This window comes from Paenibacillus sp. EKM10P (assembly GCF_011800655.1).
Lineage (GTDB): Bacteria > Bacillota > Bacilli > Paenibacillales > Paenibacillaceae > Paenibacillus > Paenibacillus polymyxa.
In genome coordinates this window covers 27749-43515 of the sequence record NZ_JAALET010000021.1, presented here as the reverse complement: position 1 = coordinate 43515, position 15767 = coordinate 27749, and the positions used below count along the sequence as shown (strand labels likewise).

General features: G+C 45.2%; 21 protein-coding genes. All 21 read right to left on the bottom strand.

The window, feature by feature from the left end; genetic code table 11:
* Positions 1-18: 18 nt before the first annotated feature.
* Positions 19-204, bottom strand: a complete 186-nt coding sequence (locus tag HFE01_RS25285) for a type Z 30S ribosomal protein S14 (RefSeq protein WP_010348808.1) — start codon at positions 202-204, stop codon at positions 19-21.
* 75 nt (positions 205-279) lie between these two features.
* On the bottom strand, positions 280-825 hold the full coding sequence (gene rplE / locus HFE01_RS25280) for a 50S ribosomal protein L5 (RefSeq protein WP_007432571.1): 546 nt from the start codon (positions 823-825) through the stop codon (positions 280-282).
* Between the two features lie 31 nt (positions 826-856).
* Positions 857-1210 (bottom strand): 50S ribosomal protein L24, encoded by a 354-nt coding sequence (gene rplX / locus HFE01_RS25275; protein WP_013312155.1) that lies wholly within the window; start codon positions 1208-1210, stop codon positions 857-859.
* A gap of 36 nt (positions 1211-1246) precedes the next feature.
* Positions 1247-1615 carry a 50S ribosomal protein L14 gene (gene rplN, locus HFE01_RS25270; RefSeq protein WP_007432573.1) on the bottom strand — a complete coding sequence of 123 codons (369 nt, stop codon included), beginning with the start codon at positions 1613-1615 and terminating at the stop codon, positions 1247-1249.
* 34 nt (positions 1616-1649) lie between these two features.
* Positions 1650-1913, bottom strand: a complete 264-nt coding sequence (rpsQ, locus tag HFE01_RS25265) for a 30S ribosomal protein S17 (RefSeq protein ID WP_007432574.1) — start codon at positions 1911-1913, stop codon at positions 1650-1652.
* A 50-nt stretch (positions 1914-1963) separates the two neighbouring features.
* Positions 1964-2161 carry a 50S ribosomal protein L29 gene (gene rpmC / locus HFE01_RS25260; RefSeq protein ID WP_007432575.1) on the bottom strand — a complete coding sequence of 66 codons (198 nt, stop codon included), beginning with the start codon at positions 2159-2161 and terminating at the stop codon, positions 1964-1966.
* A complete protein-coding gene (rplP, locus tag HFE01_RS25255) occupies positions 2151-2585 on the bottom strand; it encodes a 50S ribosomal protein L16 (protein WP_007432576.1) in 435 nt (144 codons plus the stop codon). Before rplP ends, rpmC begins: the two co-directional genes overlap by 11 nt.
* Before the next feature lie 2 nt (positions 2586-2587).
* A complete protein-coding gene (gene rpsC / locus HFE01_RS25250) occupies positions 2588-3253 on the bottom strand; it encodes a 30S ribosomal protein S3 (protein ID WP_007432577.1) in 666 nt (221 codons plus the stop codon).
* A gap of 13 nt (positions 3254-3266) precedes the next feature.
* The gene (gene rplV / locus HFE01_RS25245) at positions 3267-3599 is read right to left on the bottom strand and encodes a 50S ribosomal protein L22 (RefSeq protein WP_007432578.1); all 333 of its coding nucleotides are present in this window, start codon (positions 3597-3599) and stop codon (positions 3267-3269) included.
* A gap of 35 nt (positions 3600-3634) precedes the next feature.
* Positions 3635-3913, bottom strand: coding sequence for a 30S ribosomal protein S19 (rpsS, locus tag HFE01_RS25240; RefSeq protein WP_007432579.1), 279 nt, complete (start codon positions 3911-3913; stop codon positions 3635-3637).
* Positions 3914-3985: 72 nt separating this feature from the next.
* Complete coding sequence (rplB, locus tag HFE01_RS25235) at positions 3986-4816, bottom strand: 50S ribosomal protein L2 (protein WP_016818651.1); 831 nt, start codon at positions 4814-4816, stop codon at positions 3986-3988.
* 30 nt (positions 4817-4846) lie between these two features.
* On the bottom strand, positions 4847-5137 hold the full coding sequence (rplW, locus tag HFE01_RS25230) for a 50S ribosomal protein L23 (protein ID WP_013373266.1): 291 nt from the start codon (positions 5135-5137) through the stop codon (positions 4847-4849).
* A complete protein-coding gene (gene rplD / locus HFE01_RS25225) occupies positions 5137-5760 on the bottom strand; it encodes a 50S ribosomal protein L4 (RefSeq protein ID WP_013312160.1) in 624 nt (207 codons plus the stop codon). Before rplD ends, rplW begins: the two co-directional genes overlap by 1 nt.
* A gap of 26 nt (positions 5761-5786) precedes the next feature.
* Positions 5787-6410 carry a 50S ribosomal protein L3 gene (gene rplC, locus HFE01_RS25220; RefSeq protein WP_013312161.1) on the bottom strand — a complete coding sequence of 208 codons (624 nt, stop codon included), beginning with the start codon at positions 6408-6410 and terminating at the stop codon, positions 5787-5789.
* A 32-nt stretch (positions 6411-6442) separates the two neighbouring features.
* On the bottom strand, positions 6443-6751 hold the full coding sequence (rpsJ, locus tag HFE01_RS25215; RefSeq protein ID WP_005544556.1) for a 30S ribosomal protein S10: 309 nt from the start codon (positions 6749-6751) through the stop codon (positions 6443-6445).
* Between the two features lie 340 nt (positions 6752-7091).
* Positions 7092-8282 carry an elongation factor Tu gene (gene tuf / locus HFE01_RS25210; RefSeq protein ID WP_013373267.1) on the bottom strand — a complete coding sequence of 397 codons (1191 nt, stop codon included), beginning with the start codon at positions 8280-8282 and terminating at the stop codon, positions 7092-7094.
* A gap of 92 nt (positions 8283-8374) precedes the next feature.
* Positions 8375-10453 carry an elongation factor G gene (fusA, locus tag HFE01_RS25205; protein ID WP_016818650.1) on the bottom strand — a complete coding sequence of 693 codons (2079 nt, stop codon included), beginning with the start codon at positions 10451-10453 and terminating at the stop codon, positions 8375-8377.
* A gap of 47 nt (positions 10454-10500) precedes the next feature.
* Positions 10501-10971 carry a 30S ribosomal protein S7 gene (gene rpsG / locus HFE01_RS25200; RefSeq protein ID WP_007432586.1) on the bottom strand — a complete coding sequence of 157 codons (471 nt, stop codon included), beginning with the start codon at positions 10969-10971 and terminating at the stop codon, positions 10501-10503.
* Positions 10972-11021: 50 nt separating this feature from the next.
* Positions 11022-11444, bottom strand: a complete 423-nt coding sequence (gene rpsL / locus HFE01_RS25195; RefSeq protein WP_007432587.1) for a 30S ribosomal protein S12 — start codon at positions 11442-11444, stop codon at positions 11022-11024.
* A 144-nt stretch (positions 11445-11588) separates the two neighbouring features.
* On the bottom strand, positions 11589-11840 hold the full coding sequence (locus HFE01_RS25190) for a ribosomal L7Ae/L30e/S12e/Gadd45 family protein (RefSeq protein ID WP_016818649.1): 252 nt from the start codon (positions 11838-11840) through the stop codon (positions 11589-11591).
* A gap of 221 nt (positions 11841-12061) precedes the next feature.
* On the bottom strand, positions 12062-15676 hold the full coding sequence (gene rpoC / locus HFE01_RS25185; protein WP_016818648.1) for a DNA-directed RNA polymerase subunit beta': 3615 nt from the start codon (positions 15674-15676) through the stop codon (positions 12062-12064).
* Positions 15677-15767 lie beyond the last annotated feature (91 nt).

Here is a 15767-nt window from a genome sequence, read left to right as displayed (position 1 = left end):
CTTCCCAAACAGGACTTTTTACCAGCTTGCTTTTTTCACGCCAGGAATCTGGCCTTTATAAGCTAATTCACGGAAGCAAATTCTGCAGATCTTAAACTTTTGCAGCACCGAATGTGGACGACCACAACGTTCGCAACGAGTATAAGCACGAACTTTAAACTTTGGTGCGCGTTGTTGTTTGACTTTCATTGAAGTTTTTGCCACTTAGCCTGACACCTCCTAAATAGTTTCGGAGAACAGGGAGTCTTTAAATCAGACGCCCGAAACGTTATGCCAACATTATTTCGCGAAAGGCATGCCCAGCTGAGTCAGAAGCTCACGGGACTCTTCGTCAGTCTTGGCAGTCGTTACGATAACGATGTCCATACCACGAACTTTATCAACTTGATCATACTCGATTTCCGGGAAGATCAACTGTTCTTTCAGACCAAGCGTGTAGTTACCACGTCCGTCGAAAGCTTTTGTTGATACACCATGGAAGTCACGTACGCGAGGAAGTGTAATGTTGAACAATTTGTCCAAGAAATAATACATACGCTCGCCACGAAGTGTTACCTTTACACCGATCGGCATGTTTTCACGCAATTTAAAACCTGCGATAGATTTTTTCGCGCGAGTGATAACTGGTTTTTGACCAGCGATCAGCTGCATGTCGTTGAGAGCCGAATCAAGCACTTTGGAGTTTTGGACTGCGTCACCAACACCCATGTTGATTACAACTTTCTCGATTTTAGGCACTTGCATCACTGTTGTATAGTTGAACTTCTGCATCAAAGCAGGAGTGATTTCTTTCAAGAAACGTTCTTTCATTCTTGTTGTTGCCATGAATCATAGTCCTCCTTTCTTCAAAAAATAATTAGTCGATCACTTCGCCTGAACGTTTTGCAATGCGCACTTTTTTTCCGTTGTCCAAAACCTTGTAACCCACACGAGTTACTTTTCCGCTCTTCGGATCAATGTGCATAACGTTGGAAACGTGAATCGGAGCTTCTTTCTCGATGATGCCGCCTTGTGGATTCAGCTGATTAGGCTTTTGGTGTTTTTTAATCATGTTAACACCTTCCACAAGCACACGGTTTTGACGAGGGTAAGCAGCGATAACGCGACCTTTTTTACCTTTATCTTTACCTGTAATCACCAGAACAGTGTCGTCTTTTTTGACGTGCAGCTTGTTGTTATGGGATTCCAGAACTTTTTTCACTTTTGGCATTTCGTACACCTCCTACGGGCACATTTTAAGGTGAATTTAGATCACTTCCGGAGCCAAGGAAACGATTTTCATGAAGTCCTTGTCACGAAGTTCGCGAGCAACTGGTCCGAAAATACGAGTACCGCGTGGGCTCTTGTCTTCTTTAACGACCACTGCTGCGTTCTCATCAAATCCGATGTAGGAACCGTCTTTACGGCGGATAGAACGTTTAGTGCGAACGACAACCGCTCTTACTACATCACCCTTTTTGACAACGCCGCCTGGTGTTGCTTGTTTTACGGAACAAACGATCAGGTCACCAATTTGAGCTGTACGACGTCCCGTACCACCGAGCACACGGATACACATCAGTTCCTTCGCGCCGGAATTGTCAGCTACAGTCAAACGTGTAAATGGTTGAATCATTTATTTATCCTCCTTTCGGAAAAACTACACTACATTAGATTATAACAGCTTTTTCAACGATTTCGACCAGTCTCCAGTTTTTGTCTTTGGACAAAGGACGAGTTTCCATGATTTTAACAGTATCACCGATTTGTGCAGTGTTGTTTTCATCATGAGCTTTGAATTTTTTAGTCACTTTAATGCGTTTATGATAGAGATCATGTTTTTTGTAAGTTTCTACAGCAATCACAATCGTTTTATCCATTTTGTCGCTGACTACTTTACCGACTAATACTTTACGGGCATTACGTTCGCTCATTGTTGGCCTCCTTCCTAATTACAGGCGGAATTTCCACCCGGTCTAATATCTTAGCTAATCCCAAGTTCTCTTTCACGGATCACAGTTTTAGCACGAGCAATTTCCTTACGCACAGCACCGATCCGAGTCGGGTTATCAAGCTGACCGGTAGCGAGTTGAAAACGAAGGTTGAAAAGTTCTTCTTTAAAACCAGAGATCTTTTGTTCGATTTCAGCAGTGGTAAGGTTGCGGAATTCACTAGCCTTCATTTGCTTCACCACCCAATTCTTCACGTTTCACAAACTTAGTTTTGATTGGCAGTTTGTGAGCGGCAAGACGCATTGCTTCACGAGCAATCTCTTCCGGTACACCAGCAAGTTCAAACATGATCTTACCTGGTTTCACTACTGCAACCCATTTTTCTACGTTACCTTTACCACTACCCATACGAACCTCAAGAGGCTTTTGAGTAATTGGTTTGTCAGGGAATATTTTAATCCAAACCTTACCACCACGTTTGATGTAACGAGTCATCGCAATACGAGCAGCTTCGATTTGACGGTTAGTGATCCATGCTGGTTCAGTAGCTTGCAAACCGTACTCACCGAAATTCAGTGTAGTACCGCCTTTTGCACGACCCTTCATATGACCACGTTGTTGTTTACGATGTTTTACGCGTTTAGGTACCAACATGATTAGTTGCCTCCTTCCTGAGGAGCTTGTTTCTTAGCTGGAGGAAGAACCTCTCCACGATAGATCCATACTTTTACGCCAAGACGGCCATAAGTAGTATGAGCCTCTGCTGTACCGTAGTCGATGTCAGCACGAAGCGTATGCAGTGGAACAGTTCCTTCGCTGTATCCTTCGGAACGAGCGATTTCGGCACCGCCAAGACGTCCGCCTACTTGAGTTTTAATTCCTTTTGCACCGGAACGCATAGTTCTTTGAATTGCTTGTTTCAACGCACGACGGAAAGAAACACGACGTTCCAATTGTTGTGCAATGCTTTCAGCAACAAGAATTGCATCCAGCTCAGGATTTTTAATTTCAGAAATATTGATGTGTACCTTTTTACCGCCTGCGATTTTAGTGATTTCATTACGCAGATTTTCAACTTCGGAACCACCCTTACCGATAACCATACCTGGTTTCGCAGTGTGAATCGTTACGTTGACACGGTTAGCTGCTCTCTCGATTTCAACACGGGATACAGCGGAGTCTTTCAATCTTTTCTTCAGATGCTCACGAATCTTAACGTCTTCTAGCAAAAGATCACCGAAATCTTTGCCTGCATACCATTTGGATTCCCAATCACGAATAATACCGATTCGGAGTCCGACGGGATTTACCTTTTGGCCCACACGTTTTCCCTCCTTATTTTTCAGATACCACCAGAGTAATATGACTGGTGCGTTTATTGATGCGGCTTGCACGACCCATTGCACGCGGGCGGAACCGTTTCATTGTAGGACCTTGGTTTACAAAAACCTCAGACACTACCAATTTATTTACGTCCATGGAGTAGTTGTGATCTGCATTTGCGATAGCAGAATTCAGCAATTTCTCAACGACTGGAGAAGCGGATTTCGGAGTGTGACGAAGAATTGCAATCGCCTCACCTACCTGCTTGCCACGAATCAAATCGATAACAAGTTTCACTTTGCGAGCGGAAATCCGCACGGATTTAGCATGTGCTTTTGCTTCCATTGAGTTACCTCCTCTCAAACACTACGCTGTGTTGATTATCTTCTTGTTTTCTTATCGTCATCCGTATGGCCTTTGTACGTACGCGTTGGAGCGAATTCGCCCAATTTGTGTCCAACCATATCTTCCGTTACGTATACAGGCACGTGTTTACGACCATCATATACACCAAACGTGTGTCCGATAAATTGCGGGAAAATTGTAGAGCGACGGGACCAAGTTTTGATCACGACTTTTTTGTCAGACTCGTTCAAAACCTCTACTTTTTTCAACAGGTAACCATCAATAAATGGTCCTTTTTTGAGACTGCGACCCATTTGTGAATCCTCCCTTCGTTAAAACGTAGTCGTTCTTTAATATGTTAACGTGCGACTTAAGCGCACGTTTTATTACTTAGTACGACGACGAACGATGTACTTATCAGATGCTTTGCCTTTTTTACGTGTCTTGTAACCAAGGGTTGGTTTACCCCATGGAGACATTGGAGATTTACGTCCGATTGGAGCGCGACCTTCACCACCACCGTGTGGGTGATCGTTAGGGTTCATAACAACACCGCGAACTTCAGGACGTTGTCCCAACCAACGACTACGACCAGCTTTACCGATCTTAACAAGCTCGTGGTCTTCGTTACCTACAGATCCGATTGTAGCACGGCAAACTTTCAGAATGCGACGCACTTCACCAGAAGTCAAACGAATTGTAACATACTTCTCTTCTTTACCAAGAAGTTGGGCTTCCGTACCAGCAGCACGAACAAGTTGGCCACCTTTACCCGGTTTCAATTCGATATTGTGGATAACCGTACCTACTGGAATGTTTTCCAATGGCAAGGAGTTACCGATTTTAATATCGGAGTCCGGACCGGATACCACTACATCTCCTACTTTCAGACCTTTAGGAGCGATGATGTAACGTTTTTCACCATCCACATAGTGGATAAGTGCGATGTTGGACGTACGGTTTGGATCATATTCGATCGTAGCAACGCGGCCCGGTATTCCATCTTTGTTACGTTTGAAGTCAATAATACGGTATTTACGTTTATGTCCGCCGCCATGATGACGAACTGTAATTTTACCTTGGTTATTACGTCCAGCTTGCTTGCTCAGAGGTGCCAGCAACGATTTCTCGGGCTGATTTGTTGTGATCTCCTCGAAAGTAGATACAGACATTGCACGTCTGGCCGGGGACGTCGGTTTATACTTTTTAATTGGCACTGAGTTTCCCTCCTTACTTTACAGATTCAATTATACTGTTTCAAAAAACTCAAGCGGCTTACTGTCTTTGCTCAGCGTTACGAACGCTTTTTTCCACTCGCTCGTATAGCCGGAATGACGTCCGTAGCGTTTTGGTTTTGCAGGAACACGAAGTGTGTTAACGTTACTTACTTTCACGTTAAAAATCGCTTCGATTGCTTTCTTGACTTCGACTTTATTGGAACGAATGTCAACTTCGAAAACATATTTCAAGTCATTCATCATACCAGCCGTACGTTCGGTGATAATCGGACGCTTGATAATATCACGAGGATCCTTCATTACGCGAGCACCTCCTCTACCTTCTGAACTGCTTCCTTCGTAATGATCAGTTTGTCGTGTCCGAGCACATCAAGAACATTAATGCCGTCTGCGGCTACAAACTTCACACCAGGAATATTACGTGCGGACAGTGCTACATTATCATCATAGCTAGGAGCTACAATCAATGCTTTACGATCTGCTTTAAGGTTATTCAAAATGGCTGCGAATTCTTTCGTTTTAGGTCCGTTCAGCGTAAGAGCGTCCAATACGATGATTTCATTCTCAATCACTTTGGATGACAGTGCCGATTTGATCGCCAGACGACGAACTTTTTTAGGCAATTTGTAAGCATAGCTGCGTGGAGTCGGACCGAATACAGTACCGCCGCCAACCCATTGTGGTGCACGAATCGAACCTTGACGAGCGCGACCAGTACCTTTTTGTTTCCAAGGTTTACGTCCGCCGCCACGTACTTCAGAACGTCCTTTTACTTTGTGAGTACCTTGACGCAGGGAAGCCAATTGCATAACAACAGCGTCATGAAGAACGTGTTTATTCGGCTCGATACCGAACACTGCATCATTCAATTCAATTTCGCCAACTTGGCTGCCGCTAATATTAAATAGTGCTACTTTTGGCATTTCGTGTTCCTCCTTTCTTCAGTTAATTATTTTTTCACCGTTTCTAATACTTTAACGAAGCTGTTTTTAGGTCCTGGAATGGAACCTTTCACGAGCAATACATTACGTTCTGTATCAATCTTAACAACTTCAAGGCGTTGGATTGTTACCGTTTCATGCCCCATGTGTCCTGGCAGGTGTTTACCTTTAGGAACGCGGTTAGCTTGAATGGAACCCATAGAACCTGGACCTCTGTGGTAGCGCGAGCCGTGTGCCATTGGTCCGCGGCTTTGTCCCCAACGTTTGATAACGCCGGCAAAACCTTTACCTTTAGAAATACCTGTTACGTCAACGAATTCGCCTTCTGTGAAGACATCAGCCTTCAGTTCTTGGCCAACCTCGTACGCAGCAAGGTCGATGCCACGAAGTTCACGAACGTAGCGCTTAGGTGCAGTATTTGCTTTTTTAGCATGCCCTGCTTCAGGTTTATTGGATCTTTTTTCTTTTTTATCAGAGAACCCGAGTTGGATAGCTTCGTATCCATCGTTTTCCAGATCTTTCTTTTGCAGAACAACACAAGGACCAGCTTCGATAACCGTAACAGCAAGTACGTTACCTTCAGGGGTAAACACTTGAGTCATTCCGAGTTTTTTTCCTAAGATACCTTTCATGTTGACACCTCTTTTCTTTTCCTGATTACATATTACAATTTAATTTCGATATCTACACCGGACGGCAGGTCCAAGCGCATCAAGGCATCCACAGTTTGTGGAGTCGGATTAACAATGTCGATCAAACGCTTGTGTGTGCGCATTTCGAATTGTTCCCGAGAATCCTTGTACTTGTGTACCGCACGGAGAATAGTAATGATTTGTTTTTCAGTTGGCAGCGGAATTGGTCCGGAAACACCTGCACCCGAACGTTTAGCTGTTTCAACAATTTTCTCAGCGGATTGATCAAGAATTCTGTGATCGTAAGCTTTCAAACGAATACGAATTTTTTGCTTTGCCATTTTAGTCCCTCCTTCTATCGCCCAATTTGGTATCGGACATACTCCGTGAAAATTTTCCGACAGCCCTCCCATGGCAAAGGGGCCGGGTGTGTCAGTAACCTCTCACATCATCGCACAGTCACAAACAACATTAGTTATTATATCGAATACTTCTGCCTATTGCAAGCAAAAACGAAAAAAACAATGTATCTTATTTTCAAAGATAACAATTGTGCTCGCAGCTCGCGATTTTCCTCAAGAGAAAAGCCCCCGCACCATGGCAGGGGCTCGTTTTGCTTCGTTCCAATACAATGTTACTCGTTCCAGTACAATGTTGCTATATTCAAGGCTCGAAGCCTTATTATTTAGAGATTGTTGCTACAGCGCCTGCACCAACTGTACGTCCGCCTTCACGAATGGAGAACTTAGTTCCTTCTTCAATCGCGATTGGGCTGATCAGTTGAACAGTAACCGTAATGTTATCACCAGGCATTACCATTTCGGAACCTTCTGGCAAAGTAATGATACCAGTTACGTCAGTTGTACGGAAGTAGAACTGTGGACGGTAACCAGTGAAGAAAGGTTTGTGACGTCCGCCTTCTTCTTTAGTCAAAACGTAAATTTGAGCAGAGAATTCTGTATGTGGGTTAACAGAACCTGGCTTAGCCAATACTTGGCCACGCTCGATTTGTGCACGATCTACACCGCGAAGCAGTGCGCCGATGTTGTCACCAGCTTGAGCGGAGTCAAGCAATTTGCGGAACATTTCTACGCCTGTTACTACGGATTTACGGGATTCTTCTTGAATACCGATGATTTCGATTTCGTCGCCCACTTTAACTGTACCACGCTCTACACGGCCTGTAGCAACTGTACCACGACCAGTGATGGAGAATACGTCCTCGACAGGCATAAGGAAAGGCTTGTCAGTGTCGCGTTCTGGAGTTGGGATGTAAGTGTCGATTGTTTCGAACATTTCAACGATTTTCTTAGCCCAGTCGCCATCTGGGTTTTGCAGTGCTTCACGAGCGGATCCACGAGTGATTGGAGTGTCGTCGCCTGGGAAGTCATACTCGCTCAGCAAGTCGCGAACTTCCATTTCAACCAATTCCAGCAACTCTTCGTCTTCAACCATGTCGCATTTGTTCAGGAATACAACGATGTATGGAACACCTACTTGACGGGACAAGAGGATGTGTTCGCGAGTTTGTGGCATAGGACCGTCAGCTGCGGATACAACCAGAATAGCTCCGTCCATTTGTGCAGCGCCAGTGATCATGTTTTTAACATAGTCGGCGTGACCTGGGCAGTCAACGTGTGCATAGTGACGGTTAGGTGTTTCATATTCCACGTGTGCAGTGGAGATTGTGATACCGCGTTCGCGCTCTTCTGGAGCTTTATCGATTTGATCGAATGCTACAGCAGCACCACCGTAAGTTTTGGAAAGTACAGTTGTGATTGCAGCAGTCAAAGTTGTTTTACCATGATCGACGTGACCAATTGTACCGATATTAACGTGCGGTTTGTTACGTTCAAACTTAGCCTTTGCCATTTGAACAATTCCTCCTCAATAACATGTTTTATTTTTAGGCTGTCGGAAACCTCTTGGAAAACCTAGAGTATCCGATCAGCTAATACACTGTATTACTCGCCGCCTTTGGTTTTGGCAACGATCTCTTCAGCAATGCTCTTCGGAACTTCTTCATAGTGATGAAGCTCCATGGAGAACACACCGCGTCCTTGTGTACCGGAACGAAGTGTAGTGGAATATCCAAACATTTCGGACAATGGAACCATTGCACGAATAATTTGGGCACCGCCACGGGAATCCATACCTTCAATCCGACCACGACGGGAGTTCAACATACCCATTACGTCTCCCATGTATTCCTCTGGAACCGTTACTTCAACTTTCATAATCGGCTCAAGCAATACAGGTTTACATTTGTCTTTCGCTGCTTTCAGCGCCATTGAACCGGCAATTTTAAATGCCATCTCATTGGAATCGACATCATGGTATGATCCATCCACAATTGTAGCTTTAACGTCCACAAGCGGGAAGCCTGCAAGGACACCGTTCTTCATTTGCTCTTCAATACCAGCAAGTGCAGGTCCGATGTATTCTCTTGGAACAGAGCCACCGACAACCTTGCTTTCAAACTGGCTACCAGTACCTGCCTCAAGTGGTTCGAACTCAACCCATACGTGACCATATTGACCACGACCACCGGATTGACGAACAAACTTACCTTCAACACGTGCTGGAGCACGGAATGTTTCACGGTATGCTACCTGTGGTTTACCAACATTGGTTTCCACTTTGAACTCACGACGCATACGGTCAATGATAATGTCCAAGTGAAGCTCACCCATACCTGCCAAGATAGTTTGACCAGTTTCTTCGTTAGTCGAAGCGCGAAGAGTTGGATCCTCTTCGGTCAACTTACCGAGTGCAACTGCCATTTTGTCTTGGTCAGCTTTGGTTTTAGGCTCAACCGCGATTTCGATAACCGGATCAGGGAAGTTCATGGATTCGAGAATAACAGGATTCTTCTCATCACACAGTGTATCACCTGTACCTGTATCTTTCAAACCTACGGCTGCCGCAATGTCACCGGAGTATACTTCAGTGATTTCTTGACGGCTGTTCGCATGCATTTGAAGGATACGTCCGATACGTTCGCGTTTGCCTTTTGTTGCATTCAATACGTAAGAACCGGATTGAAGAACACCGGAATATACGCGGAAGAATGTCAATTTACCAACGTAAGGGTCCGTCATGATTTTGAAGGCCAATGCGGAGAAAGGCTCTTCATCAGAAGAATGACGTTCAACTTCCGTTCCATCTTCCAGATGACCTTGAATACTTGGTACATCAATAGGAGCTGGCAGGTAATCAACAACTGCATCCAGCATCAGCTGAACACCTTTGTTACGGTAAGAAGATCCACAGATAACTGGGAAGATCTTAACTTCTACAACACCTTTACGGAGAGCGGCTTTAATTTCTTCAACCGTGATCTCTTCGCCTTCAAGGTATTTCATAGTCAAATCTTCATCCAGTTCAGCAACCTTCTCGATCAATTCGTTGCGGAGTTCCTCAACTTTGTCTTTGTAGTCCGCAGGAATTTCGGCTTCTTCGATATTTTGACCAAGGTCATCTTTGTACATATGAGCCTTTTGTTCAACAATATCGATGATACCTAAAAAGTCATTTTCTGCACCGATTGGAAGTTGAATAGCAACTGCGTTCGCTTGAAGGCGATCACGCATATCAGCTACAACGTTCAAGAAGTCGGCACCGATAATATCCATTTTGTTTACATATGCGATCCGTGGAACGCCATAGCGATCAGCCTGTCTCCATACGGTTTCAGACTGAGGCTCAACGCCTTCTTTCGCACTGAAAACACCAACTGCTCCGTCCAATACACGAAGGGAACGTTCAACTTCAACAGTGAAGTCAACGTGCCCCGGGGTGTCGATGATATTGACGCGGTGACCTTTCCAGGCAGCGGTCGTCGCAGCGGAAGTAATCGTGATTCCGCGCTCTTGTTCTTGTTCCATCCAGTCCATTGTCGCAGCACCTTCGTGAACTTCACCGATTTTGTGCGTACGGCCTGTGTAGAACAAGATCCGCTCTGTTGTTGTGGTTTTACCCGCGTCAATATGAGCCATGATCCCGATATTACGTGTATTTTTCAAGGAGAACTCTCTTGCCATGAAATGGGTCTCCCTTCAAAATTGAAGTTATTTTTTTTAGCTGAATCCTACCAACGATAGTGAGCAAACGCTTTGTTCGCTTCAGCCATTTTGTGCGTGTCTTCACGTTTCTTCACGGAAGCGCCTGTGTTGTTGGAAGCATCGATAATCTCAGCCGCCAAACGCTCTTCCATAGTTTTCTCGCCGCGGTTGCGGGAGTAGTTTACGAGCCAACGTAATCCCAGGGACGTACGTCTTTCTGGTTTTACCTCGATTGGTACTTGGTAGTTGGCACCGCCGACACGGCGTGCTTTAACTTCCAGGACTGGCATGATATTCTTGATAGCTGCTTCAAATACTTCCATCGGGTCATTACCCGTACGTTCTTGGATAAGCTTGAACGCATTATACAGAATGCTTTGAGCAACGCCTCGTTTTCCGTCGAGCATGATGCGGTTGATCAAGCGAGTAACCAACTTGCTGTTGTATACCGGATCTGGCAACACGTCTCTTTTGGTAACTGGACCTTTGCGTGGCATGGATATCCCCCTTTCTTACATGTTAAACCTGCATACGCGGTTTATATTCATTAGGATTTTTTAGCTTTAGGGCGTTTTGCGCCGTATTTGGAACGAGCTTGCATGCGGTTGTTTACGCCTGCAGTATCCAAAGCACCGCGAACGATGTGGTAACGCACACCCGGAAGGTCTTTTACACGACCGCCACGAATCAGCACTACGCTGTGTTCTTGAAGGTTATGTCCAATACCTGGAATGTAAGCAGTCACCTCTACACGGTTCGTCAAGCGAACACGAGCATATTTACGAAGTGCGGAGTTTGGTTTTTTCGGAGTCATAGTACCTACACGAGTGCAAACTCCGCGTTTTTGCGGGGCACTGATGTCGGTAGCTTCACGTTTCAAGGCATTAAAACCTTTTTGCAAAGCCGGTGATTTCGATTTCTCGATTTTGGCTTGACGTCCTTTACGAACCAGTTGATTAATAGTTGGCATGTTGGTTGCCACCCCCTTCCTCAATTTTTGCTGTTACTTTACAAACCTTATCTAAGCCCACAGACCCAGGCGGTTCATAAAAGAACAAATGAAAAGTCTTTGCCGCCAAGAATAACGATTCCCTAGACAAAAACGTTCCTTACCCTATTGTTTTACGATAGCAGCCATCGCGGCTCCCACTTCAATCCCGCATGCAGCTCCGAGATTTTTCATTGTATCTACGAGAGTCACTTTGACCCCGTGCTTGTTGCACAAATCAATGATGTTGGAAGTGAAACGCTGATCTGCATCTTCTGCCACATATACTTCCGAGGCGAAGCCCATTTCTACCATACGAATGGTTTGTTTGGTACCGATTTTGACATGAGCATCTTGCAGTCCCTGTTCTTTAGACATATCTCATTCCTCCGAAAAGACCCAATAGCATATAGGCTGCTCACGCACCTTTGCTATATTAGCATTGACTATGAACAATGTCAAGACAATTATCAACTATAATCTATTTAAACACAGTAATACGTTACATTTTTATAAGAAGTACCGGAGCACCGTTGCTACAGCCTTTACCAAAGCTTATATCTACGGTGTTCCGGGCTTATCATATTATTTTTATATTACTACTCAGCTGAAATGGGTTCGAGTTCCTCAGATGAGGATTGCCCCTCTTCAGGCTGGGCAAATTTCACGCTACGGTAACGATTCATACCTGTTCCCGCAGGGATCAATTTACCGATAATTACATTCTCTTTCAATCCAAGCAACTGATCGACTTTTCCTTTGATAGCTGCATCTGTCAGGACACGAGTAGTTTCTTGGAAGGAAGCTGCTGACAAGAAGGAGTCCGTTTCCAGAGAGGCCTTGGTAATACCAAGGAGAACCGGTTTGGCTACCGCTGGTTCTTGGCCGCTGAGAATCGCTATCTTGTTTGCATTTTCATACTCATGTACATCCACAAATGAACCTGGAAGTAGTGTTGTGTCACCCGCATCAATGATACGAATTTTACGCAACATTTGACGAATCATAACTTCTACGTGCTTGTCGTTGATTTCAACACCTTGGTTCCGGTATACACGTTGAACTTCCTGAAGGATATAGTTCTGCACCCCGCGAATACCTTTAATACGCAGCATTTCTTTAGGGTCAATCGAACCATCCGTCAGTTCGTCCCCGGCTTCAACAGTCATGCCTTCGCTTACGCGCAAACGTGAACCATAAGTGACCGAATAGGTTTTTGTTTCAGCTTCACCCTGAATGTCGATTTCGCGACGGTCTTTCCCTTCACGAACTTCTTTAACTACACCGTCAATTTCACTGATGGTTGCCTGACCTTTAGGATTACGTGCTTCAAAAAGCTCCTGGATACGAGGCAAACCTTGTGTGATATCGTCGCCCGCTACACCACCTGTGTGGAACGTACGCATGGTGAGCTGTGTCCCTGGTTCACCGATGGATTGAGCCGCGATAATACCAACCGCTTCACCAATCTCAACGTGTTTGCCAGTAGCCAGATTACGGCCGTAACATTTTTTGCAGACGCCATGTTTGGCACGGCAGCTTAGCACGGAACGAATTTGAACTTTATCCACACCAGCTTTGACGATCGCCTCAGCTTTGTTGGAGTCAATCAATTCGTTGCGTCTAGCCAAGATCTCACCCGTCTCAGGATGACGTACGGTTTCGAAACAATAACGACCTTCCAGACGATCGTACAGGTCCTCAATGACTTCTTTACCGTCTTGGATGCGGCTTACTGTAAAGCCTTTATCCGTTCCGCAGTCATCTTCGCGCACGATAACATCTTGTGCCACATCAACGAGACGACGAGTCAGGTAACCGGAGTCAGCCGTACGTAACGCTGTATCCGCCAAACCTTTACGCGCTCCGTGAGTGGAGATGAAGTACTCGAGTACTGTCAGACCTTCACGGAAATTCGATTTAATTGGGAGCTCGATAATACGACCCGATGGATTCGCCATCAGTCCACGCATACCGCCAAGCTGGGTAATCTGAGATTTGTTACCACGCGCTTTGGAGTCAACCATCATCATGATAGAGTTGTAGCGATCCATGGATTTCATCAAAATGTCTGTAATATCGTCTTTGGCCTTGGACCAAATATCAATAATCCGATCATAGCGTTCCTCGTTCGTAATCAGACCACGACGGTACTGATTGGTCACGACTTGCGCTTTATCATCAGACGCTTTAAGAATATCCTGTTTCTCTTGAGGTACAACTACGTCTGCCACAGCAACCGTCACACCTGCACGAGTAGAATACGTAAAGCCAAGCTGTTTGATTTTATCCAAAATCACAGCAGTTTCTGTCGTATGGTAAATCTCAAAGCAACGGGCGATGATATTACCAAGGTAATCCTTGCCCACTCCACTAGCTTGCGGAGCGTTCTGGATGGCTTCAGTGAGGTTTACACCCTTATCGTAAACAAAGAACTCTTCAGCAGTACCATAGAGCAGGTTGGCACGAGTAGCGTCATTGATGTACGGGAAGCTTGCCGGGAAAATCTCATTAAAGATAATTTTACCCACGGTTGTAATCAACATTGCATCCTGTTGCTTCTCTGTAAAGCTAGTTTTATTCAAAGCCTTAACCGGAATAGCTACACGAGCATGAAGACCCGCTGTTCCACGTTGATAAGCCGAGATAGCCTCATTCGGGTTGCGAAGGATCATGTTGCTTCCCTCTTCTTCCTTGTTGTCCATAGTCAAATAGAATGAACCAAGGACCATATCCTGGGAAGGGGTAACAACAGGCTTGCCGTCTTTTGGATTCAAAATGTTGCCGGATGCCAGCATGAGCAAACGAGCTTCCGCTTGAGCTTCTGCAGACAACGGAACGTGAACCGCCATTTGGTCACCGTCAAAGTCGGCATTATACGCCGTACATACGAGTGGATGCAAACGAATTGCACGACCTTCAACCAAGATCGGTTCAAACGCTTGAATACCCAATCTATGCAGCGTAGGGGCACGGTTTAGAAGAACCGGATGTTCTTTGATTACTTCTTCGAGCACATCCCATACTTCAGCACTCACACGCTCTACTTTACGCTTCGCACTCTTAATGTTGTGTGCCAAACCTTTGTTAACAAGTTCTTTCATAACAAAAGGCTTAAACAGCTCCAGCGCCATCTCTTTTGGCAGACCGCATTGGTACATCTTCAAGTACGGACCTACTACGATAACGGAACGACCGGAGTAGTCAACACGTTTACCGAGCAAGTTTTGACGGAAACGTCCTTGTTTACCTTTCAGCATGTGGCTGAGGGATTTCAAAGGACGATTACCCGGACCTGTAACAGGACGACCACGACGACCATTATCAATCAGAGCGTCAACAGCTTCCTGCAGCATCCGTTTTTCATTTTGCACGATAATATCTGGCGCACCCAGATCTAACAAGCGTTTCAGACGGTTATTACGGTTAATAACACGACGATACAGATCATTAAGGTCAGAAGTAGCAAAACGTCCACCATCCAACTGTACCATTGGACGAAGCTCAGGAGGAATAACAGGCAGTACGTCCATGATCATCCAATCCGGTTGGTTGCCAGAGTTACGGAATGCCTCAATAACTTCAAGGCGCTTGATCGCACGGTTTCGACGTTGCCCTTGAGCTGTACGCAGCTCTTCTTTCAAAAATTCCAATTCTTTGTCTATATCTAAATCTTGAAGAAGCTTTTTAACCGCTTCAGCACCCATTCCTGCCTGGAATCCGTAGCCATATTTCTCACGATAGCTGCGGTATTCTTTCTCGGACAGGAGTTGCTTTTTCTCCAAAGGCGTATCTCCTGGATCGGTTACAACATAAGATGCGAAGTAAATGATCTCTTCCAAAGATCTTGGAGACATATCAAGAGCAAGACCCATACGACTCGGAATGCCTTTGAAGTACCAAATGTGCGATACAGGAGCTGCCAACTCAATGTGGCCCATACGCTCACGGCGAACCTTAGCGCGAGTAACTTCTACTCCACAACGGTCACAGACAACACCTTTATAGCGTACACGTTTGTACTTACCACAGTGACATTCCCAATCTTTCGTAGGTCCGAAAATTTTCTCGCAAAATAGTCCTTCTTTTTCCGGTTTAAGCGTACGATAGTTAATCGTCTCCGGTTTTTTGACTTCTCCGCGGGACCAAGAACGAATCTTTTCGGGGGAAGCAAGCCCGATTTTCATATATTCGAAATTGTTAACGTCCAACAAGGAGCAACCCTCCTTAACCAAATCCTGAGTTTTTAGGTTTGATACCGCCCGGCAGCACCGGGCGGTATCAAGAAGCCTGATCCATCCAAAA

Bases quoted from the DNA above. Each gene is read 5' to 3' on its own strand.
- rpsS (WP_007432579.1), bottom strand. From the start codon at position 3,913: ATGGGTCGCAGTCTCAAAAAAGGACCATTTATTGATGGTTACCTGTTG.
- rplC (WP_013312161.1), bottom strand. From the start codon at position 6,410: ATGAAAGGTATCTTAGGAAAAAAACTCGGAATGACTCAAGTGTTTACC.
- rplV (WP_007432578.1), bottom strand. From the start codon at position 3,599: ATGGAAGCAAAAGCACATGCTAAATCCGTGCGGATTTCCGCTCGCAAA.
- rplE (WP_007432571.1), bottom strand. From the start codon at position 825: ATGGCAACAACAAGAATGAAAGAACGTTTCTTGAAAGAAATCACTCCT.
- rpsG (WP_007432586.1), bottom strand. From the start codon at position 10,971: ATGCCACGCAAAGGTCCAGTTACCAAAAGAGACGTGTTGCCAGATCCG.
- rpmC (WP_007432575.1), bottom strand. From the start codon at position 2,161: ATGAAGGCTAGTGAATTCCGCAACCTTACCACTGCTGAAATCGAACAA.
- rpsQ (WP_007432574.1), bottom strand. From the start codon at position 1,913: ATGAGCGAACGTAATGCCCGTAAAGTATTAGTCGGTAAAGTAGTCAGC.
- fusA (WP_016818650.1), bottom strand. From the start codon at position 10,453: ATGGCAAGAGAGTTCTCCTTGAAAAATACACGTAATATCGGGATCATG.
- rpsL (WP_007432587.1), bottom strand. From the start codon at position 11,444: ATGCCAACTATTAATCAACTGGTTCGTAAAGGACGTCAAGCCAAAATC.
- HFE01_RS25190 (WP_016818649.1), bottom strand. From the start codon at position 11,840: ATGTCTAAAGAACAGGGACTGCAAGATGCTCATGTCAAAATCGGTACC.
- tuf (WP_013373267.1), bottom strand. From the start codon at position 8,282: ATGGCAAAGGCTAAGTTTGAACGTAACAAACCGCACGTTAATATCGGT.
- rplX (WP_013312155.1), bottom strand. From the start codon at position 1,210: ATGCCAAAAGTGAAAAAAGTTCTGGAATCCCATAACAACAAGCTGCAC.
- rpsJ (WP_005544556.1), bottom strand. From the start codon at position 6,751: ATGGCAAAGCAAAAAATTCGTATTCGTTTGAAAGCTTACGATCACAGA.
- rplP (WP_007432576.1), bottom strand. From the start codon at position 2,585: ATGTTGGTACCTAAACGCGTAAAACATCGTAAACAACAACGTGGTCAT.
- rplN (WP_007432573.1), bottom strand. From the start codon at position 1,615: ATGATTCAACCATTTACACGTTTGACTGTAGCTGACAATTCCGGCGCG.
- rplW (WP_013373266.1), bottom strand. From the start codon at position 5,137: ATGAAGGATCCTCGTGATATTATCAAGCGTCCGATTATCACCGAACGT.
- rplD (WP_013312160.1), bottom strand. From the start codon at position 5,760: ATGCCAAAAGTAGCACTATTTAATATTAGCGGCAGCCAAGTTGGCGAA.